We start from the raw sequence: 23946 nt of genomic DNA on the forward strand, positions 1-23946 counted from the left end.
CTTATATCATTTAGTAGGTGATAGTAATGTTCTTACATCTACATCTAACAATCCAGCTATTAAACTCATTTGTTCTATTGATGGTTGTGATTTATTAAGATACCACCTTGATATAGTATTATCTGTTTTTCCCAGTTACCAGCTAACCATCTACTTGTTTTGCCCTTTTCAACTAGAATAACCTTTATTCTGTTCATTTTAATCTGTTGATTATTCGACATATGATTTGTAATTTTCTATATAGAATATGCAAAGATACAATATTAACTATATTTCTTTATTATGTCTTAGTCTAAAAAAGGTTGACTGTTTTTACATCAAACCCGAAGTCAGTTGACTGCTCTATTCTACCCTATTGTTCGTTGCCATCAACTCACCTTTCATCCTTACTTAGTGATAAAGCCAAGATGATTTCATAGGTATCTTTGTGTCACCGACTTATGCACCCAAAGATAAGCATTCATTTGAAACAAAGTGCTCCGGTTGCAGATGTTTTATGGCAAAATCGCTATAACTGGTTGCACTTATTAATTAACCTATGAAGCTATTTCCAAATGGCATCTGTAACTTATTGCGTAAATTTTACGCAAATAAATTTATTGGCTGAAAAAATATATTTAATTTTACGCCAATCAAATGTAACAGATATGGAAGAGTTAAAGTATCACTATAAATATCCGCATCCGGCAGTCACAACCGATTGCGTGATTTTCGGTTTTGACGGTGTAAGAATTAACGTGTTACTTATTCAGCGAGGTGTGGAACCCTATAAAGATGCCTGGGCATTTCCCGGTGGTTTCCTGAAGATGGACGAAACGGCAGAAGAGGGTGCCAGGCGGGAACTGGAAGAGGAAACCGGATTGAAAAATGTGGATGTAGAACAATTCTATACGTTCTCGACAGTTGACCGCGATCCAAGAGAAAGAGTCATTACCATAGCTCACTACGCATTGGTAAGAATGGCAGATGTCAGAGGCGGAGATGATGCAGCCAATGCCCGCTGGTTTCCCTACAACGAAATTCCCCGTCTTGCCTTTGACCATGATAGAATACTTCGTAAAGCAGTTTCAGTATTGAAAGAGCGTATTTGCTTCAAACCGATAGGCTTTGAACTGCTACCCGAAGTATTCACCATGAGTGAACTGCAAAACCTCTACGAAGCCATTCTGGAGGTTAAGTTTGACAGACGGAACTTTTACAACAAGATACGAAAATCAGGTTTGCTCATAGAAGCTGGGAAACGTCCAGCCAATACACCGTTGAGAGTGCCGGTCAAATATTGTTTCAATCCTGAGAAGTACGCCGAGTTAAAGCACAAAGGATTTAAATTGGAATTTTAAGAAGACTGTATATGTATTGTAATAAGATTTTAGGTGGAATAGTTGGTGATATCATCGGCTCCACACGCGAAAGGAAAAATATAAAGACAGAAGATTTCGAGCTGTTGCCATTAGGAAGCCACTTTACGGATGATACGGTGATGACTCTGGCTGTCGCCAAGTGGCTTCTGACTGATCCGCTGCACACCGAAACCAAGCTCATTGAATGTTTGCAGCAGTTAGGCAGAGAATATCCTCATGCCGGTTATGGTGGCATGTTCCGCAAGTGGCTGTACACGGAGAATCCTCAGCCTTACGGAAGTTTTGGTAATGGATCAGCCATGAGGGTAAGCCCTGTAGGAATGTATGCCAGTTCGATGGAAGAGGCATTGGAATTGGCTCGCATTACAGCGTCGGTAACGCACAATCATCCCGAAGGAATCAAAGGAGCACAAGCCATTGCGGCGTGCATCTACTTGAAACGTACGGAGCAGTTTGATGTAAAAACAAAAATCAAACGTTACATCGAAGAACATTTCGGATATAATCTGGATGTGGATCTGAAGGAAATTAGAGACGACTATCACTTTGATGTCACCTGTCAGGGAAGTGTGCCAATTGCTATCATGGCATATCTACAAGCACCCGACAGTGTAGAAAAGGCTATTCGGCTGGCTATATCCATGGGTGGAGATTCTGATACAATTGGATGTATGACCGCGTCTATTGCCGCAGTGAATGGACCGTTTACGATAAGCAGCAGCATGCTGCCCGATAGGATTAAAGACATATGCCGTAAACTGCTGCCTGATGATCTGTTGGATATAAACGATAAGTTCTTAGCCTTCATAAACCGCCCACGGAATCAGTCTCCTGAAGTAAATGACGACCAAGAAACCGTCTTTGCAGATGAACATCCCAACGACCAGAATAGCGAAGACTTGGCGAGTGTAGAGTACATTAACGATTGCATACGCGGATCGTTGATGGGTGGCGCTGCCGGAGATGCACTTGGGTATCCGGTTGAGTTCATGAGCCGGAGAAGCATCTTGGATAAATATGGCCCCGGAGGAATCACAACCTTTGAACTTGACAGTAACGGAAAAGCTGAGGTAAGTGATGATACCCAGATGACACTGTTCACCGCCAACGGTATGCTGTCGGGTATCACTCGCGGCTGTATGAGAGGTATAGGTGGTATACCAGAAACTTATGTAAATCTGGCATATATTGACTGGTATTATACGCAGACAAATGAAACGGAATTCAGAAGGCCACCCTTCACCTGGATCAGAAATTTACCTGAAATGGCCAACAGACGTGCACCTGGGAATACATGCTTAAGCGCCTGTGCTGACTGGCTGGACTTCAAAACAGTTCAGAACAACAGCAAAGGATGTGGCGGCATCATGCGTGTGGCTCCTATGGGACTTCTGCTTGCTGCTGATAAAGCAAGAATGGGAAAATGTTCATACTCTATTCCCAGGATGTTTGAAGCTGGAGCATACATAGCCAAGGCAACACACCTGCATCCGTTAGGATTCCTTCCTGCAGGCATGATGACAGAACTCATATTCAAATTAGTTCCACTGAATCCGGATGAAGCAAAAAAGAGAATCTGTGACATTGCGGAAGACACCATTAAAACCCTCGATGATGTATATCCAGGTGAATACGCATCAGACAAACATTATCTGGCTGAACTGACACGAAAAGCCATCAGGCTGGCACAATCAGACACAGATGACTACAAGGCAATAGAGGAATTAGGAGAAGGATGGACAGGCGAAGAAGCCTGGGCCATATCTCTTTTCTGCACCATCAGGCATATAGACAGTATACATGATGCTATTGTTGCTTCTGTCAATCACAATGGAGACAGTGATTCCACCGGATCAATTACCGGCAATATCATGGGAGCCATCTATGGCTACGAGGAGATCAAGCGGCAAAATCTGTTCTGTCCTGAAGGGAAAAAGTTTGAAGACACGATTGAGCTTTCAAACATTATACTTGCCCTGGCAGATGACTTGACTACAAATTCTAAAATCGACATGTCTACTCCGATTGATACTCCAGATCGAAAACAGTGGTATGAGCGTTATTGGGAAATGAAGCCTGTCGGATTAAAACAGGACAATCATTCAACAGGTTTATTCAAGAGTGAAAGCAAGAAATAATGCAGAGACATGGCTGATGCTGTTCATCATGAAAGAAGGATTTGATTTTGAATACATCAAGACCAACCTGAAAAAGTTGTCCGCCTAACTGCAAACTTGTAAATTTGCAGGGTAAGATTAAAATAACAGATAGATTTATTAAAAACCGAACATCATGAAAAAGATTTTAATCGTATCGGGACATCCCGACCTGAATGATTCGTTTGCCAACAAAACGATACTGGAAGAAATGCATAAATTGTTGCCGGATGCAGAAATTGCCTACCTGGACAAACTCTATCCGGATTTCTGTATCGATGTACCGAAAGAACAGGAACGTCTGCTCCGCGCTGACATCATCGTGCTGCAATATCCGCTGTTCTGGTACACAGCGCCTTCTCTCCTGCATCGCTGGATAGAAAAGACCTTCACCCATGGATTTTCACACGGCAAGTCGGGCGACAAGCTGAAAGGCAAACAACTGGTGCTGTCTTTTACAACCGGTGCTCCTGAAGAAATGTACAGCTACGACGGACCGCAGCAGCACCTCATCGACGACTTCCTGACACCTTATAAACAGATGGCCAATCTTTGCGGACTGCAGTGGTGTGGCTATGTGTATAGCGGCGGACTCTCGTATGCAAGCCGGCACGACGAGAAGGAACTGGCCCGGATGAAGGAGAAATCCATTCTTCATGCCCATCGGCTGGTAGAGAAGCTGAAAAGCATGGAGTAATAAAATTCTTGCAGCGCTTTTCAGTTGTTATGTCCATATACCTTATTTAACGCAGTGATACCCTCCCGATTCACATCTTTCGCATAATTTTGCATACAATTGAATAAAGGATAACGTGAAAGGATATATATGGCACAACTGAGAGAGATGACATCAGGGCCGAGTCTGCCGCTGATTTTGAATTTTACCTTACCTTTGTTGCTCGGCAACTTGCTTCAGCAGACGTATTCGCTGGTAGATGCCGCTATCGTTGGAAAATTTTTGGGTATCAATGCTCTGGCTTCTGTGGGTGCCAGTACATCTGTCGTGTTTCTGATATTGGGATTCTGTAATGGATGCTGCGGTGGCTTCAGTATTCCGGTGGCCCAGAAATTCGGAGCACACGATTATGTGACAATGCGGCGCTATGTGTCGGTCAGTCTGAAACTGACGGCTGTCATGTCGGTCGTAGTGGCCGTCATTACCAGTTTGCTTTGCGGATTCATACTGCGGACGATGCAGACACCCGAAAATATCTTCCAAGGGGCTTACATTTATCTGCTCATCACGTTTATTGGCGTACCCTGTACGTTCTTCTACAACCTGCTTTCCTGTATTATCCGTGCATTGGGCGACAGCAAGACGCCGTTCTGGTTTCTGCTGCTTTCTACCATACTGAACATTATCCTCGACCTGTTCTTTATCATTACGTTAGGATGGGGCGTTGCTGGCGCCGGCATTGCCACGGTCGTCTCCCAGGGAGTTTCTGCACTGCTGTGCTATCTCTATATGTACCGCAAGTTTGATATTCTGAAAACCGAGCCTTCTGACCGTATTTTCCGGAAAAAACTGGCCAGCCAGCTTCTGGCGATTGGTGTGCCGATGGGCCTGCAGTTTTCTATCACAGCCATTGGAAGCATCATGCTGCAGAGTGCGAACAACGCATTGGGCACGGCCTGTGTGGCGGCCTTTACCGCAGCCATGCGTATCAAGATGTTCGTAATGTGTCCGCTCGATGCCTTGGGTATGGCCATGGCTACGTACTCCGGACAGAACTATGGCGCCGGCAAGCCTGAACGCATCTGGATGGGTGTCAAATCGGCCACCCTGATGATGGTAGTTTATTGTGCTGCAATTGCTGCAATCATGTGGGGACTGGCTGATAAGTTTGCCCTGCTGTTCATCTCGCCCGACGAGACAGAGATCATGAAAGATACAGTGCTGTTCCTGCATATCAATACATCGTTCTTTGTCCTGTTAGGATCGCTGAGTATTTTCCGCTACAGCATTCAGGGAGTAGGCTATACACGGTTATCCATGTTTTCAGGCGTTTCCGAGATGATAGCCCGCGTGCTGGTCAGTCTCTTTCTCGTGCCAGCCTTTAAATTCCTGGGTGTCTGCATGGGCGATCCGACGGCCTGGCTGTTTGCCAACCTTTTCCTGATTCCGGCCTTTTTCTATGTCTACCGGCAGTTGAAAGAAAGCAGAAAGAGAAACCAGGTTCTGGCCAATTCGTGACTGTCCACAGCCTTCACCCGGGAAGTTTCCATATGTTTCAGGCCCCAAAAGCAGCTCAGAGCAAGATGTTGCTCTACTTTACAACGCTGCTCCAGTTCCTCTATTTTCTTATGCTGGCCAGCAATCTCTCTCTGAAAGGAAACCCGGTATAACGGTTCGAACTTTCGCCTAAACTTTCTTCTTCATCGGAATCGAAAAGATCACTACTAAAATTCTTTATTATCATGATAATTATTGATTTAAATACTTATTTTGAAAAACTTACCGTTCCACAGGCAGTCACAAAATATTATCTTGTTGTGGTCCGCATAGGCTAACTCTATGACATCGTCTACCCGATTATGCCCAACCACCTGAACAAATCCATGTAGCGGATCATTCAGTTCAGACCGGTCTGCCCAGAATATTCCACCCATAAGGCCGGCATCTCCACCCCGAACTGCACCAACCTGGAACAAAGCCTGGACCTGCCTGTCGTCCGGGGCATTCAACTGGGCTGCAATATCTCCGTGAATATCTCCTTTAAAATCGTTTACAAACCAAGGGTGAGATATTCCGGCATGAGTAAATATGATATTTTTTACCTGATATGCATATTGAAACAACTCCCGATTGTCGAGAAACATCCGTCGTATTCTCTCAGCCAGCAGAAAATTATACCGGGTACCAATTGACATATCGTCACAGAAATAGTGTAAATCGTGATTTCCCAAAAGTAACACGACACGATCTATGTTATCCTGCTTAAAACGGATGATATCAACAAAATTATTCCAAAGCTCATCATAGTCATTAATGTGATACGGATCTAAATAATCCCCCAAAAACACGATCGTCGCATTCTTATTCTCATCAACGATGTCCTTCCATTTTGCTGAACCATGTATATCACCTATGGCTATTATTCTGTTACACATATTTCTTACCTTTTAATTTTCCTATAATACCTAACACTCCAAACATATCCCGGAAATACAAATCACAGACAAACGACAAGCAAAACTGCTTCAGTCCCCGCCCTCCTATTTACGATTCTCGTGGTTGAATAACATTTTATCTTTTAACAGCACTTTAAAATCATCCGAAGTCAGTGTGGGCGGCCAATATTTTCCCAGCTGCATATAAGCCTTGTCGAGGGCATTGTCAATCTCCGATTTAGCGTCTTCAATTTGAGAAGACAATCCCCAAAAATCTATGACTTCATTTCCAATCCGGGCAAGATCCATCCGGGCAAGTTCTGCCGCTGAATACGACAAGGACAATGGCACATTTATGCTGCCTGCACATCGCTTTACCCGCACTGATACACAGTGGTTAACCGTCAGTAGTCCGGATTCAATCTTCAATTCCAGATTTTTCTTCTTACAATCCTGCACCAACATTTTAAACTGCTTATAATTTAACGAGAAACAACCCTTCCCTGATGTTTCTGCATCAATTATGTATTCCCCGCCAGGAACCTGTACTGATAATTTTCCGGGTTCACTAACCATAAATGCTATAGAATATACCTTTGCATATTTTCTGTGCATCTTAGCCCCAGCTGATAATGCCTTAAAAGCACTGGTGAGACTTTTTTTATTTACCTTTAAAAACAATCCACCTTCCATATCTGCTTATCGTGTTTATTAATTCATGTACTATTTTCGGATGTCCTTATCTTATACTTGTAAGTTTTTCACATTTACCTTATAGCCGGCAAAATTGTCCGTCCGATAATTAAAGGGTACTGACAACTGTTTCTGATATCAAATCATTGCCACTATGGCCTGGAATCGGCTTCTGGTCTCAGAAACAATGCTAATATCTTATCCATCTTATTTACAAATATAACAGAATATTTCCGTTTATCCCAATTATCTTGGTCTGAAAAAATTGGCTAGATCAACATGTTATGAAAGTGTATAATTAATCATATATCTCTTCATCCTTCTGAAGCATTCCTTTCCTGTATTTAGGCGTTACATCCAAAAGAACTACCACGTTTTTTTGTACCTTTGCCTACCGGATAGAAGACTGGTGAATAAGGTTGGAATATCTGTAATTAGATCAATGATTATGACAAGACAAACTACTTTGGCCCGACTGATGAGGGCAATGATTAAATATGACGGTGGCGATGTGCCACGTATCCAGCATTTCGTGAAAGTACATGATTTTGCACGAACAATCGGCGTGGCGGAAGGCCTGACTGACGAAGAGCTGTTTGTACTCGAAGCGGCTGCTATCCTGCATGATGTTGGCATACATGCGGCTGAAGCCAAGTATGGAAATTGCACCGGCAGGTATCAGGAAGAACTCGGACCGGCTGAGGCCCGGAAAGTCCTGGCTGAAACAGGAGGTTTTGATGAAGCGCAGACCGAAAGAATCTGCTGGCTGATAGCGCATCATCATACTTATACGGGTGTTGTGTCTAAAGATCACCGCATCTTGCTGGAAGCCGATTTCCTGGTCAACTCGTTCGAAGACCAGGTTTCAAAAGAAGGCATCATCGCCTTTCGCGAAAATGTGTTCCGCTCGGAGTCGGCTATCTCGATGCTCAACGATATGTGGGGACTGAGTTCCTTGCAGGAAAATCATAATGAACAGAATAACTAAATATAGAAGCGATGGAAACATTCTATGACGTAATAGCAGGCGACCAGCTTGTTCTGGTTGATTTCTTTGCCACGTGGTGCCAGCCCTGTAAGATGATGCACCCCGTATTGAAACAGGTAAAAGATGTATTGGGCGACCGTATCCGTATCATCAAAATCGACGTTGATACACATCAGAGCCTTTCGCGGCAATATCAGATTCAGTCTGTTCCTACCCTCATGCTGTTTCGCAAAGGTGAAGCGCTCTGGCGGACAAGCGGCGCGATGCCGAAAGCTGAACTACTATCCAGCCTCGATCCTTTCTTGAAATAACACTTATATGCCAGAAACGACAATGAACGAAGATATTACCCTGCGCGATGTAGCCGATTATCTCGATAGCATCGGCATTCAGTTTATGGCTACCATCGGTCTGGATGGCAAGCCGAAAGTACGCCCCATGCAATACATGGTTTTGGAAGACGGGAAATTGTGGTTCTGTACCAATGCAAAGAAGGAGGTATATGCTGAACTCCAGGCCAATCCATCTCTCGAACTCTGCGGATGCAAGCTGGAGGAAAACGAGATCCAGACACCTTGGATCCGCTTTTCAGCCGAAGCCGTCTTTGAAGAACGCCAGGACATCCGGGATGCCATCATCGAGAAGAGCGCCATCGTACACGAGCTCTATAAGGATATGCGCAACAACCCCATCTTCAAGGTATTTTATTTGAAGAACATCGACGGATGGATGACCAACTTAGGCCATGTGAAAGGGCTGGAACAGAAAGCTGAATTTGCCAGACCCGTCCATTTCCGGTTCTGAAAAAGAACTATATGACAAGAAAAGATAAGATAATCTCGTTTGCATGGCAACATGGGCTGCTGTTCATAGCCCTTTACATCATGACGTTAGGTATTTCCCTCTGCGTTAAAAGCATGTTGGGAGCCAGTGTCATCAGTGTATTGCCCTACGTGTTTCATGATGCGGGAACAAGCGGACTGACTCCGGCCCTGAGTATCGGACAATATACTTTCCTGATGAATGCCCTGCTGGTAGTTGGCCAGATAAGTGTACTTCGCCGAAAGTTCGATCCGGTTCAGCTCTTCCAGCTGCTTGTCGGTTTTGTGTTCGGAATGCTGATCGATCTGAACCTCTTCCTTATCTCCTGGCTGCAACCGGAAGCGATCTGGGAGAAAGCCGTCGCCCAACTGGCCGGATGCACGGTTTTAGCTGTCGGCGTCGCACTCGAAGTGAGATGCGGAAGTGTCACTATGCCAGGAGAAGGGTTTCCCGTTGCCCTCAGCCATGTGACAGGCATCGAATTCCCGAAAGTCAAGATTGCAGTCGATGTCTCGCTTGTACTTTTAGGTGTTGTCTGCAGTTACATCTTTTTCGGGAAATGGCAATGGCACATCATCGGGCCGGGTACGCTGTTTGCCATGTATTATGTGGGATGGACCGTGCGTATTGTCAGTCATCACCTGCACTGGTTCGACCGCCTGCTCAGATACCGGCCAGGCTTCCGGAGATATATTTACGGACTGGCGAGGTATATTTACCGGAAATAGTTATGAAAAATGACAAATATGGAAAAAGAACTCATTGACTCTTGCCCCAAACTGATTGAGTACATCGAAGAGGTCGGTTTTCTGCCTCTGCTGCCGATGGGAATCGCCGGATGGTCGGCCGAAGAAGTAACCGACGAAGATTGCCATTATACCCAACTGCCCGATGGCGGATGGGAATGGCCGCTTTGGGAATGGAAAGGCTCTATCCTGCAGGAAAGTGGCTGCGCATACGGCAAGTTCTTTAACGGCAAGGCGGCATTCATCAGCCGCGAATGGTGGCCCGACTTCTGCAATTATCGCCGGAGCATCTTTCCTTATCCGGAAGAAGGAAGCATTGAAGAGACCATTCTCTTCACCCTGAAACACAACGGCAGCCTGATTACAAGGGAACTGCGTGCGGCCTGCGGCTTCACGGGGCCGAAGATGCGAAGCCGTTTCGACGCGTACGTCACCCGGCTGGAAATGGGCAGTTATGTGGTTACAGAAGACTTTGTCTATCCGCGCGACCGCCACGGACGGGAATATGGTTGGGGCTGGTCACTGCTCACCACGCCCGAAACGCTGTTTGGACGCGAAGCCTGTCATCCCGACCGTTCTCCGCAGGAATCGCGTGAACGGATACTCGGCCAGCTCCGGAAGATCCTGCCGAACGAACCAGAGAAAGTATTTGCGGCTTTACTGAAATAAATCTACAGAAACGCCGTCAGCAACGGAATACTCAACACTGAGAGCAAGGTGGTCAGGAATGTGCCTTCAGCCATGATGATCTCACCCCGCTGATACTGGATGCAGAACAAGGTTCCATACGAAGCCACCGGCATGGCGGCCAACACGACATTGATATTGGCAATAGCCTCGTCGACCTGACAAAGCCTTGAGAGATAAAGTATAACCAGCGGAATCAGTATCAGGCGCAAGGCCGACATCAGATAGATGGCCACATTGCCGAACATCCGGCGGATGGGAACCTGGGCAATCGACGAACCGATAATCAGCAGGGCAGCCGGCACGGTGACGTTTCCGAGCAGGATAAACGGAGTACTGATGACACGGGGCGGAACCCAGCCTGTCACCACAATCAGAATGGACAGATATGATGCTATCATGGGCGGACAATAAAGCGTGCTCCAGTCGAAACGCATCTTGCCCTCACCTCCCGAGATGAACAAGGTTCCGAACACGAAGATCAGCAGCGTACTGGGAAAGTTGAGGATGCTGGCGTAGAACACCGCACTGGCTCCGAAAATGGAAGCCACGATCGGATAACCGATGAAACCCACATTACCAAAAGCCAGCATGAAACTGTAGATACCCCGTTCCGACGGTTTGACGGGTAAGTAACGCGGGAGCAGGAATCCGGCCCCAATCAGAATGACATAAGTGAAAAAGCCCACCACAAGCAGGGGAAGAATCAGCTCCTTGTCGGGGAGCGTGTCGCCCATCACCGACGAAAGGATCAGGCTGGGACACGTCACGTTAATAACAACTCTCGAAAGTTTGCGGTCGAAATCCGCATCCATCATCTTCTTCTTACTCAAATAATAACCGACGATTACCAGAATAAACAGGATAATCATCTGTGTAACGATTGCATCCATTGTTATCTTCTTACCTTAAAAAATCGCGCAAAGATAGTGAATGCCGGGCGCAGAGACAAACGAAAATGAAGTTTTCAGGTTTGCCATACCGATAGTTTCACATGGGGTATTCATGATTGATGTAAGATCGCATTCTTCCTTTTCTTTCTTTTTCATTCTGTTACTCCTTTTAGGTATAACAGTATTTTAGGACTAGACAAATTCAGTGCCTATCCGAATAATATCGTTCCTTCTTCCGTGTCTAATACACTTTCATAACATTTTGATTTGTTCAACTTTTTTCAGCCCAAGGCCCAGCTATCTGTGAGATATCAAACTTACCGTCCATGTCACGAACCTGGATTTTGCCTGTAAGGATTTGGAAAAAGAAATTACGGATATTTTCTACTGTTAAAGGAATACTTTTCCCATTATCTGTTTCTAAATCATAAGTCTTAAGCAGCTGTGTACCAAGGCTGGCAGCTGTCAACAGAAAATGATTTTGGAATTTGTCTGTATCCAAAAGGTCTGCCGCAAGAACCTTCCCTACCACTGTATAGCTTCGAAGAGTCTTCTGGACATCCTTATTCACCAGTTTACTCTTCACTTCGTCTGCTTCAAGATTTATTTCTATTCTTCCGGAATCTGCAGCTTCAGGCTTTCCACGGTATAATGAACCAAGATCGGCAAGACTGAGATTATAGAGTTTGGAATTAGCAGCTGAATAAATTCTTTCTATGGAGAAAGCACTAGGCAACAACAGATTAACTATTTCGGAGATTTTCACAATTGGCGCATTGAATGTTCCCACTATAGAATTCCTCAAATTAAGCTCCTGTGTAGCAAATACGCCACCTATCACCACACAATTTTCAAGTACTATATCGTCGGCATATAGACTTCCCGCCACAAAAGCATTGTTCAAAGATATAGATTTGGCATTTATATCTGAATAAAACATCAATTTGCAATTAGAAGCCCTGGAGACCACGGAATTGGCAGAACCGACACATTTTTTGAATTCAATCTTACCTTTTGCGTCAGAATTGACATACAGCTCATGCTGTGCAAATACCGAACCCTGTATATCAAGATCACCTTCACGAACTTCAAGACGATATGCATATACCGGTCCCTCTACGACATTATTCCCTTTGAAAATAATGTTTCGGTTCAGTTCCGCAATCTTTTCCGGCAGGATAGATCCTCTTACTAAGTTATCCTGCAACATTATATCTGTTTCGTTAAAACGAATTTCTTTCAGTTCTTTCATAAATTATAACATTTTAATGAGATTATTGTTGAACATACGTACCATACAGTCTCTTACACGCACTTGATGGACATCGGAAGTTTGATATTTGCTGCTTAGTTCTGCATTAAAACTAAGCTTTATCTGTTCGGCATTATCGCCAAAAAAGTCCTTCCAATTTTCCATGTTATTAAAACTTTCGAGAAGTAGTTTTTCGTTAATGGTACCAATCGTCTGCGGATGATATACCTTTCTGTCAATACGGTTGTCATTACCATTTATCTCGATGTAACACACAGGGATATAATATACAGCATCCATTTTCTCATTGTGGATACTGTTATGCAGGATATTGTCAGTCTTTCTCTGTTTGTCAAGGAAAGCATTTACAACTCCTATAGTTCTTAAAGCACTTTTCTTTGCTACTGATGCACTTATCATTGCTTCTACTCTGCTACTTTCGGCTCCTGACACAGCTACGGTACTTACCATGTCACTACTAAGCGTATGATACGAACTCTTGTCGCTTTCCTGCTTGAACAGGAATGCAGGCTTGTCGAGTTCATATATACGATTCTTCAATTCGTTGTTCAGGTCAGTAAATATCTTAAGATACTGTCCGGTGAGTCTCTGATAGTCATTTTGCATCTGCCGCTGTTTTTCAACACATCGTTTTGACAGGGCATTGAGGTGAAGTAATGTAGCATCAATTCTGTTCTTCAGCTCCACTATCTGCTGGCTTATCTCAGAGCGTACAGTTTTGAAGAAACCATTTATAATGGTATCTCCCACCTGCATTGCCTTGTCGCGGATGGAAGCGGTCTGAGCAGCTTCTGTTGCCACTACAGAACCGGTAAGTACTCCTACCGTATTGTTGCATTCACCTACACTGTTGTCAAAAGCAGAAGTGTCAACTTCTACATTAACATGAACATCCTCATATACGGTACCGCTAAATGGAACTGAGCCGCCATCCTTAGATGGTGGATAATGCACTGTACCGGAATAATGCATGGCTATTCTTTTGGAAAATGATCGACTATAACTCATGCTGCTTTATTTTATGGTTTGGACATTATTTGAGGAAAAGAGTTTATTTGCCATATCCTTTACTCGCTGCGGGGCTGATGATGAGGACAAATATTTGCTAAATTCACTCTTAATCTCGTTACTCAACGATTCTTCCTGCCAATCGAATTTCATCGCTACCATACTAATCGCCGAGCAAATACTTTCCTGAGCCTTTCCACTAAGACCTTCAGAAGGAGGAATTACATCAAGACGGGTATTCCCGTATTTGTCATACCTTGATTCGCTGATGATTACTGGCACCATCAAACAAGCATCTTTTTCTAAAGATGATGTATTCAGAAGGATTTTCTGAGTCAGTTCATCCTGCTTTTTCATATCCATCAGAAACCTTGACATGGAATCTATCACTCTCATTCCCTGAAACTTCATGTTGGAAGTAAGTATCTTCTGGCTTATTGACAGTGATTCTTTCTGCGACGTGGGTACCGTGGCTGTCATGTGTTTTTTCCTATTGGATATGGTATTAATGTCTTTCATCGCAAATTCCATGATAGGCTTGTCAAGTTCGTAAACACGCTGCTCAAGGTTCTTGTTAAGCCCATTGAAGAGTTTGATATATCTCTGTGATATCATTCCATAGTCTCTTTCCATTCGTTCCTTAATGGAAAGCAACTGTTTGCGAAGCTGGTTCAGCTTCATGATATGGGAATCCACCTCGCTCTGCAATTTAGCTATTTTCTGTGATATCTGCGAATGTATCAGCGTATAAAAACCTTTGTTTACATTTCTGCATACATGGTCGGCTGCATTTTGCTCTGCCTTGATCACGGCAGCTTTCATTCCAACAATGGCGACTGTTGTTCCCTGAATATTTCTTGACACCGATCTCATTTCGTTTGCCATCGGATTGGTGTCTATCAAACAATCTATTCGTGCCATGATTCAAGTGTTTAATCGTTATTTTCTTCTTTCGACGCAGAATAATCTACAGGCTTTTCACCATCAATTGTACATTCCGCTGCTTCGGATTTTTCGGTATCATTTTCAGCACCATCCTTAGATGCCTCAAGCTCTTCAAGTACATTTCTTGCCATTGCAGGGAGGTTGAGTGATATATGTTCGAAAGTGATATCTTCCACATTAGGGCGAGGGAGAAGCTCAGATGTTTTAGCCAACAACGGGTTAACTTCGGCCAACAACTTGCGCCTTTCGTCCAGGTTATGGATCTCGCTTGCGGCAACTGCCACCTCGTTTGAATATCCATCGCGAAGTTTCGCATCGTAGTATTCCACGTGGCCGAACTTCTCTGCCTTCATGTCTATGTCTTCCTTCAGGCGTTCCATATAATCCTCGAAACTTGCCTGGGTATTCTGGAATTCTTGTGACTGGAGTTCAAACGCCGCAAGTGTTTCTTCTGTATTGTCCACTACATTTACCACTGTGCTGTCAAGCTCTCCGTTTGACTTAGCCATGCTGTCTTCTGTACGTTTCAATGAAATGAGTGTATTGTATGATGCCACATATTCTCGTAAGCTTTCCTGCATCAGATTTATAATTTCAGAACTTTCAGCACGATTCGCTCTATAAAAAGCGTCCGTATCCTGATGCCACTTGTTGAGGTAATCTATCTTCTGGTCCTTGATATGATTGTAAATCTTAAGACGTTCTATCCTATTCTCCATCATAAGGTTCTGCACTACAGGAGCTACAATTTCTTCATAAATCTGATGGACGCCAAAAGGCATGTTCGTTGTACTTCCATCTTCAGCTGTCCACATACCTGTTAACAAGTTAAACTTCACACGTGAACTCTGCTTCAATTTAAACGGCTCATAATTCTGTATATCCTCTCCGTAATCAAATTTCTCGTTTCTGATACGTTCAATCTCGTCAAATTCCAACATGGGGGAATAATGGTTATAAGGGGCCTTCAGTATATTGAAAAGAAGTTTGTTGGACTCAAATACAACTTTATCAACCGAAGCTATTTTCAATGCAGATACAGCCTGTACGGAATTAGCCATTGTCATCATAAGCGACTTCAACACGTCCTCAAACTGCTGAGTCTTTGTAGAAAGTGAATCTTTCAGTTTATTAAGTTCCTGAAACTTCTCTATACTGTCGGCATAACGTTCCTTATCAAACACAGAAACCACTTGCGCGTCCTCAGGTATTTCTCGTGTGGCAAAATCATTCAGAAACTGCTGATAACCACTTCCTTCTGGTACAAGAGGCAGCGACACGGAAGTGGTATCAAGGTCCTCCATACAATAGGCAATGGTACGCAAGGAACGCTCCATGTTTCCTATATAATTATGCTGATTTAACTCCTGGATTGATGTTGAATAATCATCTGTCTCAATAGTTTCTGTCTCGTCAGAAGATTCAACAATCGGAGCCTCACCAAACAACTGTTCAAGCTTGCCAATAGTTTCAATGAGCAAATCATTACGGCGTGACAATTGCATAGTCAGTTCCGACTCCTGTACACATCCCGTATAATCGACAATAAAACTCTTGTCAGCATATCTCATTTGCTCTGCAATAGGAACATAAGCTACTCCCAATTTAGTAACTTTATAGTCCCTAAAAATTTCATTATGCTGCTTTTTGAACTCATTGATACGTAAATCAATCTCGTCAACCTTTTTCTGAAGTCCGTTTTTCTTGATAAAATATACAAAGAACAAGATTATGGTAAGAAACCACACCCACAAACCGGAAATTTCTTTTTCAAGCATCACCTTATCTTCTTCAAGTATGCGTATTTCCTTTTCAATACGCTCCTCCTCTGCTACAATTCTTTCGGCAGCCTGCTGATAATAGTCAAAAAGAATTTTGGCCTGGTCTTGATAAATACTACCAGACTCTGGAAAAATTTTACCGTACATAGAATTAGATTTTAAAGTGAATATATTGATTTTCTACTTTTTAAAATATAATCAACTTTTTCAAGCAAACTCATAACTCTGTCACTGTTCTCAGAATAGCTGTTGACATTTATACAGAAATCACGTACCATCTCCGAAAATTGCTTTTCCAAAGCGGCTGCCTCAGGATGTTCCGATGGTGATATATAGCGAAGGTCTTCTTCAATCTTCTCTATTTTGCTTCGAACTTCTTGCGGTATATTAGAGGAATTATAGACCATTTGTTTTAGTTCACCAAAAGCACGACGCATTTCAGTTATCCCCTTTTGCGCTGCCATCTCTTTATTATAAACAGAAGTAACCTTATCAGAAGCATGCAAAGCTCCTGATATACCTAATATGAGTATCAGCAAGAGCATTCCATGTATTATCAATTGTGCGGAAAACCCAACATTAAAAATCGTGTTGCACACAACCATAGAGCCAATGGCTAGAATGGCATATATCCACGTCACAGTCCACCTTAGACCTATGGAACCTATACGGCTTTTAGATTTATCTCGCCAATCCACCCACGGAACAAGCACATCGACATAAAACAGTGCATAGACTAAAAGAGAAACACAAAGATTAAGCACAAACAAATCGTCAGGCATATCTTTCAGAAAAATGAAAAATAAACCTATGATAATGGCAGCTCCCAACACCAAAGCCAGCCATGATAAGATATCTTTTGTATTCATAATGAAAAGTTTTATGAACAATTATGAACGTTTATTTCCACACCTCGGACAGAATTTTGCGTTTGGAGGAAATGTGGCTCCACACCGGCTACACGTATCACTCGTGATAACCTGTTTTCCACAATTTCCACAAAATGAACTACCCGGAGTAAGGGGAGCATTGCAATAAGGACAAAAAGATTCTGTGGACTGCAACGGCGCACCGCAACTAATACATCGTTTGGCATTCAAATCATTGTCTGTACCACAGTGAGGACACGGATTGTAAGGATCTCCACAATGCGGACAGAATTTCATTGTACTCGGGAATTTCTTCGCACAATTTGAGCAATACACCATTTTCTCAGCATGACCACCCATGGTAGGTTGAGGTCCACTCATACCTGAAGCAGATCCCTGATTCTGGTTTCCACCGAATGTAGGCTGATTGTATTGTGGCTGCATCATTCTGGAACTCATGCCACCTCCCATATTGCTCATCATGTTCATGGCAAGAAGTCCGCCAAGCAGTCCCACGTTTCCAGAGCCAAGATTTCCGATGGCATTGTTAGCTGTATCAAAAATTTGTTCCTGTTGCCAAGTATGACCGGTAATAGACATTGAACTCTGGCGTGATATAGCGTCTTTAATTCTACGGCCTTCAATAGTGGAATCATCTATGTCAATTGAAGTGACATAAAATTTCAGGAGACTTAAACCATATTCATTCCAAAAAGCAGACATTACACCTTTAAGATATTCTGATATAGTGTCAAGAAAAGCTGAAATCTGTTTATAACCTATACGATTATTCATCATATACTGCACTATGGCCGACTTTGACTTGGTATTAAATTCTCCGGCGAAGTGTTCAGTAAGATCATATTCCGTAAACTGGCTTTTCGTACCAACTATCTTTATGAGGAACTTCTCCGCATCAACCACTTTAAGACCATACTGCCCGGATACCTTTAAAGGTAACTGGGTATTGTAGTCAACATCGTGTATTGACATACTACTGGCAGTCCACTCAATATTACATGGTTGCAGTTTATTTACAAACCAGACTTCTGCTGTGAACGGATTCTTACCACCAAAAGGCAATCCGTATAAAGAACGTAAAATAGGAATGTTCTCTGTATTCAGAGTGTGTTTTCCTGGACCGAACTTGGCAATTATTCTACCTTTTGAGAACAATACCGCTTCTTGGGATTCTGCGACTATCAACTGAGTGTAAGTACTCAGATTAGTCTCAGGGTAACGCCATGCATAGATAGTCTCATCACCTTGAGGCGCCCACCTAACACTATCAATTATAGCCATTGTAGTAGAATTTAATATTAACAATAATAACACATATTACAAATATAGGAAAATATTTAAGTCTGAACAAATAATAATCAATTAATTGTCTTTGACTGAAAAAAAGTTGACGAATTTAAAATGTCATGAAAGAGAATAAGACACGGAAGAAGGAGCGATATTATTCGGAAGTGATCCGTCTTTATACTGAATTAGGTTATAGTATCGGACATATATCACGAACATTTTCGCTCAGTTATGTTACAATTAAGCGCTGACTGGCTATCTTTGCAGTCTACAGCTGGGAGCCCCATACAGAGTCCAATGAGGAGATTAAAGCAGAACTGTATAATAGCTGAACGCCACTTCAAGATTCGAATACGAAAAAATCTGGAGCCAAGTAGTATTGGACCTGCACACAAAGAACAGTCACAGATATCATATGGGAGATCTTTATGTACTACTTGATGTAACAAAGCAGGCTTATTACAAATATATGAGTATAAATATGATGACACCAAAGGAAGTCGCTACACATACAGGTGAAATTAAGAAAGGATGGACCAGTTATAGAGATACTGTTATAAAAAAATCTACAACCGGATAACTTTGTTTCAAATGAATGCTTATCTTTGGATACATAAGTCGGCGTCATAAAGATGCCCATGAAATCCTCTTGGCTTTATCACTAAGCAAGGATGAAGAAGTAGTTTATGACAAACTATAGAGATAAAATAAAGAAGTCTACTGACTTCAGGTTTAATGTAAAAACAGTCAACCTTTTTAGGCTAAGACAGAATTCATATCTATATATAATTAATTAGTAAAGAATGATATAATCTCTCAATATACCTATACACTCCATCGTCTAATATTCCAGCTGATACAATGTAGGGCCCCACCTTCTTCGGCTACTTCAGCCATTTCAATTTGATGAATCTCGCAATCAGGGAATGCTTCATGTATATATTGCCAAGCAATAACATCCTCTTTAATATTGAATATTGGCATGATAATCTTGTTACCGACTTGCAGGAAATTGATGTAAGCCCAATTCAGGTCGCTCCGCTGAGAAGACACCTTATCTGCAAATCGCATCTCTGTGACTTCAAAGCCATATTCTTCAAGGATGTGTCGGATAGCAGCAGCTTCTTCCGGGTATTGATCTCCATGATTGCCCATCAGGATACGGTTGCCACCACACCATTTGACAAACCCATCCGAATGACCGTACTTATCAGTATCACAAGCATTAAAGTCACCGTGCATTTTCCATGGAATTATAATCACTGGATGCCCAAGTTCTGACTCTAACTCCGCTTTGAACACTGCATCCTCTTTTTCTTTACCATTCTCGATAAACACCTTATCCGTCATCACAATATAAGGTCCACATGGGACCATATTTCCGCCGTCAATTATTAGCTTTGTTGAACGACAATTTATCTCCATTCCACGTAGTACGTTAGTACATTCAGTTCGTGTTCCAGCATCCTCTGGATTATTGCTCTTCATCAGATAATCAGGATAATATTGATACTTCAAGAATTCGTTCTCATTCAACTGAATAGGCATATAGTCGCGTACCCAATAATCTTTGGTGTATTTCAACTCTATGGGCTCTATGCCGCAATTCTTCAGAAGATTAGTCAGGCGCTGATAAAATTCTGGATGTCCTTCCTGCTTATCCTTCAGCCAGGGTGACAAATAGACTTCATTTGTTTCACTGTCATGTAGCAACTGGTCACACCGCAAATATCTGTATCGCTTATCCTTAAAGTTGGAAAACTCCTCGTATAAATCCTCCCGGTCAGGATACGATAGATAATCTCCAAGTATATAATCCACTTTCTTTTCGATAGTCTGCTTACCAGTTAGAAGATTTAATCTGGGTCTACAAATATATCCAATCATACCGTTATTGTGCTCTACAAGAATAGGAAAATTATAGTCCTGTTCAATCGCATGATGGAGTCTGAACAGCTCTGCACAAGCCCAAGGTCCTTCTAAAATTTCGTGTTTATCCTCGCTGATTAACTGGCGGATCAAAATACCTCCAAAACAAGAGCTGTCATCCAATATGTACTTCTTTACCTTTTTTCCATGAGAGTCAGTCTCATCAATTTTGCAAATCTCACTTGAAAAATTAAAATCAATCCCTCCAAAATCGTTTATATACCAACACAAAGATTCAGAAAAACGAGGATGAGTGATGATGTCACGATGATGCTTATTATAGAAATAAAACTCAATCTCTTTGAAAAGATAGATTTTTTCTCCCTTTTGTATCGCAAAATTTTCAAAGAGTAATTTAGCTATTTGAGTAAACCGCAATTCTATCTCTTCTGAACTCATTTCAGCATTCAGAGACATTAATTCTTTGAGTTTTGTTATCATTTATATTTATACTTTATACATTAATCTTCCAACATCAAATAATGCACTAATTTACAAAGAATTCACTTAAAGCATTGACGAAATCGTCATTTATTTTGCTTAAGACGTGATATTTTAGCTCAAATAGGACGATTTAGACAGTACTTGCGGTGCATATTCAGTCTCTATGGTACTTAATATCCTCGGAGTATTTGAAGCAGAAGAATTATATTCTAATACATATTTCGATTGTCGCACACCTTCTTTTTTAGTATCATTTTTCTCTCGTCAAAATAAACGAGGATCATTTTCAATCCTCAAGGGTATCATTTTTGATATACGTTAGATTTGAAAGAAAAGCCGGCGTATTTCAGCAATAATTTAAATTAGACAAATTACTTTATGAATATTCCAATATTTCTTTTATATTTGCAAATAGCTAATAATTATTTGTTCAACTTGTTCAACCCAAAATACAATGAACAACTTTAAAGACATAGCAAATTCCTTCGCAGAAGAATATTGCAGTGACGCGATTTACCCATCTCACCTGTTCAAGGCCGTTCTACACAAAAGTATGGGCCTGGTTCATTTCATAGAGAGTGAACTTGACAAGGATTATTATTATCTTCAAGAATGGGCCGACGTACAGATGCAATTATCTCCACGAGCACCAAGGCCCCTGAAAGACCTTGATTATTCTGAGGATGCGATAGCGGTCATGGAAGAGGCCGACGCCTACAAGGAAAAATTTGGAATGAGCGAACGCGAGCCGGTCTGTGTATTGGCCTCGTTGGTAACACCCGGAGTCGGATTCACATTCGAGCAATTAAAAACCCTGCCGCTCAACGCTGCAGAGATATGCGAACGAATTGGACAGCCATCCGCTTCTACGCCTGCGAACAGCACAAACTCCAAAGGGCCATCCAAGAACGATGGTCTTATCAGTAAATACTGTATCAACAAAATCGAAGAGGCTCGTAATGGAAAGATTGGAGCTGTCGTCGGTTTTGAAAATGAGATATCGACCATTTTCGAGATTCTTGGACGTAAGACGAAATCAAACTTGTTGATCACGGGTGAAGCTGGTGTCGGAAAAACAGCACTGATAAACGCTTTTGTCAAGCGATTGAATGAAGGACACATCCCCTCTTTCCTCGACAATGCGAGCGCCTACGAACTCGATCTCGCAGGTATTGGTGCCGACGCCTCCTACAAAGGAGAACTGGAGGACCGTTTCAAGAATCTCATCCGTGAAATCAAGGAACAGCCCAATGCCATACTGATTATTGAGTCGATTGACAAATTATTCGATAAACAAAGTAATCTTTATGGCGCCTCAGCTATTCTCAAGCAAGAATTGGCAAAAGGAGGTTTACTTCTGCTTTGTACAGCCTCGATCGACGGTTATACAAAGAATATAGAAACAGACAAGGAATTTGTCACGAAGCTCGAGAAGATCACTCTTGAAGAACCAAATGCAAATCTCTGTTTACGCATATTAAAAGGCGCACTGGGCTCCTATTCCGAATATCATCATTTAGGAATAGAGGAACCTGTCATGAGAGAAGCTATACGTCTGGCTAAACGATACCTGACAGAAAAGGCACTACCAGACTCTGCATTCGACTTGATTGATCGAACAATGGCTCTCGTCAAAATGATGAACGACATGTCTACCAACGATATCTCTCTTCTCAAGGAAGAACTATCAACATTGTCCGACCAACAAGGTAACGAAGAAGACAGTCAATTAATGACGGAACTTGAATGGCTGCATTACAAGTTAATGAACCAAGTCAGTTGTATCCTAATGGCCCAATTGGATGCCGATGTTGACTTCAGTAAGATCGTAACAGTAAAGGAGCGCATTGATTACCTCCAGAAAACACTCGATCAACTGGGAAAACTGAGCCAAGAGAAACGAACAACGCTCTTAAGTGCAGATCTATTTGCCGTTATTGCGAAACAAACCGGTATTCCTTTAGGGAAAGTGCAATCAAAAGAGCGAGATCGGTTAATCAATGCAGAGACAACCTTGAAGAAACGGGTCGTCGGTCAGGATCATGCCGTAAAAATCGTACTGGACGCCGTATTCGAATCACGTTCGGGCCTGAACAAGAAAGGACAACCAATGGGTTCCTTCTTCTTTCTTGGACCGACAGGAACCGGTAAAACAGAACTATCAAAAGCGCTGGCAGCTTTCCTGTTTGAAGACGAATCAGCTCTTATCCGCTTTGATATGTCAGAATTTAAGGAAGAACATTCCGTAGCTCTACTTTACGGAGCGCCTCCAGGTTACGTTGGTTATGAAGAGGGCGGTTTATTGGTAAACAAAATCCGCCAAAAACCCTACTCGGTCGTCCTGTTCGACGAAATTGAGAAGGCACATAAGTCTGTATTCGATTTGTTCCTACAGATACTTGACGAAGGGAAACTACACGATCGTCTTGGGCGTGTGGGCGATTTCTCAAACGCATTAATTCTATTCACTTCCAATATTGGTAGCCAATTTATCGTCGACTCGTTTAACAAGGGAACAATTCCCCAAAACAACGATCTGATGGAGATCATGCAGAACTATTTCAGGCCTGAGTTTCTCGGTCGATTGACGGAAATAGTTCCCTTCTCGCCGATCACGGAAGAGACCGTCACACGAATCTTCGACATTCATTTGAAAGGATTACTCAAACTATTGGAAGAGCAAGAAATCAAGCTTGAAATTAGCCAGGATGTCAAACGGCAAATTGCCATGATGGGCTACAATCCGCAATACGGCGCACGTCCCGTCATCGGTATTATCCGAAAAGAGCTTCGCCATCCATTATCGAAACTGATCATCTCCGGCAAAATCAAGTCGGGCAATACGGTCGAGGTCCAGATGAAAGAAGGCGTACCTGAATTTGTGGTAAAGTAACATTATACGTATTAACACATAAATAAGAATTAAGAATAG

The 23946-nt window shown here is 42.5% G+C and carries 21 protein-coding genes and 1 pseudogene; 10 read left to right on the forward strand and 12 right to left on the reverse strand.

Translation table 11 applies throughout. The features are described 5' to 3' along the window. Positions 1 to 6: 6 nt before the first annotated feature. A pseudogene (locus NEE14_RS04380) lies at positions 7 to 221 on the reverse strand (helix-turn-helix domain-containing protein). Positions 222 to 647: 426 nt separating this feature from the next. Here NEE14_RS04380 and NEE14_RS04385 point away from each other — a divergent pair. From NEE14_RS04385 to NEE14_RS04400, 4 genes are all read left to right on the forward strand, one after another. After that, positions 648 to 1340 carry an NUDIX hydrolase gene (locus NEE14_RS04385; RefSeq protein ID WP_251968488.1) on the forward strand — a complete coding sequence of 231 codons (693 nt, stop codon included), beginning with the start codon at positions 648 to 650 and terminating at the stop codon, positions 1338 to 1340. Positions 1341 to 1351: 11 nt separating this feature from the next. After that, positions 1352 to 3499 (forward strand): ADP-ribosylglycohydrolase family protein, encoded by a 2148-nt coding sequence (locus tag NEE14_RS04390; RefSeq protein WP_251968489.1) that lies wholly within the window; start codon positions 1352 to 1354, stop codon positions 3497 to 3499. Between the two features lie 154 nt (positions 3500 to 3653). Continuing rightward, positions 3654 to 4214: an NAD(P)H-dependent oxidoreductase gene (locus tag NEE14_RS04395; RefSeq protein WP_251968490.1), complete on the forward strand. Its 561-nt coding sequence runs from the start codon at positions 3654 to 3656 to the stop codon at positions 4212 to 4214. A gap of 129 nt (positions 4215 to 4343) precedes the next feature. Next, positions 4344 to 5711 (forward strand): MATE family efflux transporter, encoded by a 1368-nt coding sequence (locus tag NEE14_RS04400; protein WP_251968491.1) that lies wholly within the window; start codon positions 4344 to 4346, stop codon positions 5709 to 5711. Positions 5712 to 5950: 239 nt separating this feature from the next. Here NEE14_RS04400 and NEE14_RS04405 read toward each other — a convergent pair whose 3' ends face one another. Both NEE14_RS04405 and NEE14_RS04410 read right to left on the reverse strand, forming a co-directional pair. Continuing rightward, positions 5951 to 6628, reverse strand: a complete 678-nt coding sequence (locus NEE14_RS04405; RefSeq protein ID WP_251968492.1) for a metallophosphoesterase — start codon at positions 6626 to 6628, stop codon at positions 5951 to 5953. A 105-nt stretch (positions 6629 to 6733) separates the two neighbouring features. Next, positions 6734 to 7321 (reverse strand): hypothetical protein, encoded by a 588-nt coding sequence (locus NEE14_RS04410; protein WP_251968493.1) that lies wholly within the window; start codon positions 7319 to 7321, stop codon positions 6734 to 6736. 448 nt (positions 7322 to 7769) lie between these two features. Here NEE14_RS04410 and NEE14_RS04415 point away from each other — a divergent pair, with 448 nt between their 5' ends. The 5 genes from NEE14_RS04415 to NEE14_RS04435 are packed head-to-tail and all read left to right on the forward strand — an operon-like array spanning position 7770 to position 10546. Next, positions 7770 to 8309: an HD domain-containing protein gene (locus NEE14_RS04415; RefSeq protein ID WP_251968494.1), complete on the forward strand. Its 540-nt coding sequence runs from the start codon at positions 7770 to 7772 to the stop codon at positions 8307 to 8309. A gap of 11 nt (positions 8310 to 8320) precedes the next feature. Then, positions 8321 to 8620, forward strand: coding sequence for a thioredoxin (gene trxA, locus NEE14_RS04420; protein WP_251968495.1), 300 nt, complete (start codon positions 8321 to 8323; stop codon positions 8618 to 8620). Between the two features lie 7 nt (positions 8621 to 8627). After that, positions 8628 to 9113 (forward strand): pyridoxamine 5'-phosphate oxidase family protein, encoded by a 486-nt coding sequence (locus tag NEE14_RS04425; RefSeq protein ID WP_251968496.1) that lies wholly within the window; start codon positions 8628 to 8630, stop codon positions 9111 to 9113. An 11-nt stretch (positions 9114 to 9124) separates the two neighbouring features. Further along, positions 9125 to 9859 carry a YczE/YyaS/YitT family protein gene (locus tag NEE14_RS04430; protein WP_251968497.1) on the forward strand — a complete coding sequence of 245 codons (735 nt, stop codon included), beginning with the start codon at positions 9125 to 9127 and terminating at the stop codon, positions 9857 to 9859. An 18-nt stretch (positions 9860 to 9877) separates the two neighbouring features. Continuing rightward, on the forward strand, positions 9878 to 10546 hold the full coding sequence (locus NEE14_RS04435; RefSeq protein WP_251968498.1) for an AlkZ-related protein: 669 nt from the start codon (positions 9878 to 9880) through the stop codon (positions 10544 to 10546). A 2-nt stretch (positions 10547 to 10548) separates the two neighbouring features. On the opposite strand, the gene NEE14_RS04440 is transcribed toward NEE14_RS04435, so the two are convergent. From NEE14_RS04440 to NEE14_RS04480, 9 genes are all read right to left on the reverse strand, one after another. Next, a complete protein-coding gene (locus NEE14_RS04440) occupies positions 10549 to 11457 on the reverse strand; it encodes an AEC family transporter (RefSeq protein ID WP_251968499.1) in 909 nt (302 codons plus the stop codon). Positions 11458 to 11472: 15 nt separating this feature from the next. Then, complete coding sequence (locus NEE14_RS04445; protein ID WP_251968500.1) at positions 11473 to 11613, reverse strand: hypothetical protein; 141 nt, start codon at positions 11611 to 11613, stop codon at positions 11473 to 11475. Positions 11614 to 11728: 115 nt separating this feature from the next. Then, entirely contained in the window at positions 11729 to 12709 is a 981-nt protein-coding gene (locus NEE14_RS04450; RefSeq protein ID WP_251968501.1) for a hypothetical protein, read from the reverse strand. Between the two features lie 3 nt (positions 12710 to 12712). Then, the gene (locus tag NEE14_RS04455) at positions 12713 to 13738 is read right to left on the reverse strand and encodes a hypothetical protein (protein WP_251968502.1); all 1026 of its coding nucleotides are present in this window, start codon (positions 13736 to 13738) and stop codon (positions 12713 to 12715) included. Between the two features lie 6 nt (positions 13739 to 13744). Further along, a complete protein-coding gene (locus NEE14_RS04460) occupies positions 13745 to 14659 on the reverse strand; it encodes a hypothetical protein (RefSeq protein WP_251968503.1) in 915 nt (304 codons plus the stop codon). 11 nt (positions 14660 to 14670) lie between these two features. Beyond that, positions 14671 to 16611, reverse strand: a complete 1941-nt coding sequence (locus NEE14_RS04465; protein ID WP_251968504.1) for a hypothetical protein — start codon at positions 16609 to 16611, stop codon at positions 14671 to 14673. An 11-nt stretch (positions 16612 to 16622) separates the two neighbouring features. Next, the gene (locus tag NEE14_RS04470; RefSeq protein WP_251968505.1) at positions 16623 to 17333 is read right to left on the reverse strand and encodes a hypothetical protein; all 711 of its coding nucleotides are present in this window, start codon (positions 17331 to 17333) and stop codon (positions 16623 to 16625) included. Positions 17334 to 17354: 21 nt separating this feature from the next. After that, complete coding sequence (locus tag NEE14_RS04475) at positions 17355 to 18635, reverse strand: SPFH domain-containing protein (RefSeq protein ID WP_262922391.1); 1281 nt, start codon at positions 18633 to 18635, stop codon at positions 17355 to 17357. 831 nt (positions 18636 to 19466) lie between these two features. Beyond that, positions 19467 to 21011 (reverse strand): agmatine deiminase family protein, encoded by a 1545-nt coding sequence (locus NEE14_RS04480; RefSeq protein ID WP_251968507.1) that lies wholly within the window; start codon positions 21009 to 21011, stop codon positions 19467 to 19469. Between the two features lie 457 nt (positions 21012 to 21468). Here NEE14_RS04480 and NEE14_RS04485 point away from each other — a divergent pair, with 457 nt between their 5' ends. After that, positions 21469 to 23907 carry an AAA family ATPase gene (locus NEE14_RS04485; RefSeq protein ID WP_251968508.1) on the forward strand — a complete coding sequence of 813 codons (2439 nt, stop codon included), beginning with the start codon at positions 21469 to 21471 and terminating at the stop codon, positions 23905 to 23907. Positions 23908 to 23946 lie beyond the last annotated feature (39 nt).

This window comes from Parabacteroides sp. AD58, from assembly GCF_023744375.2.
GTDB classification, from domain to species: Bacteria; Bacteroidota; Bacteroidia; order Bacteroidales; family Tannerellaceae; genus Parabacteroides; species Parabacteroides absconsus.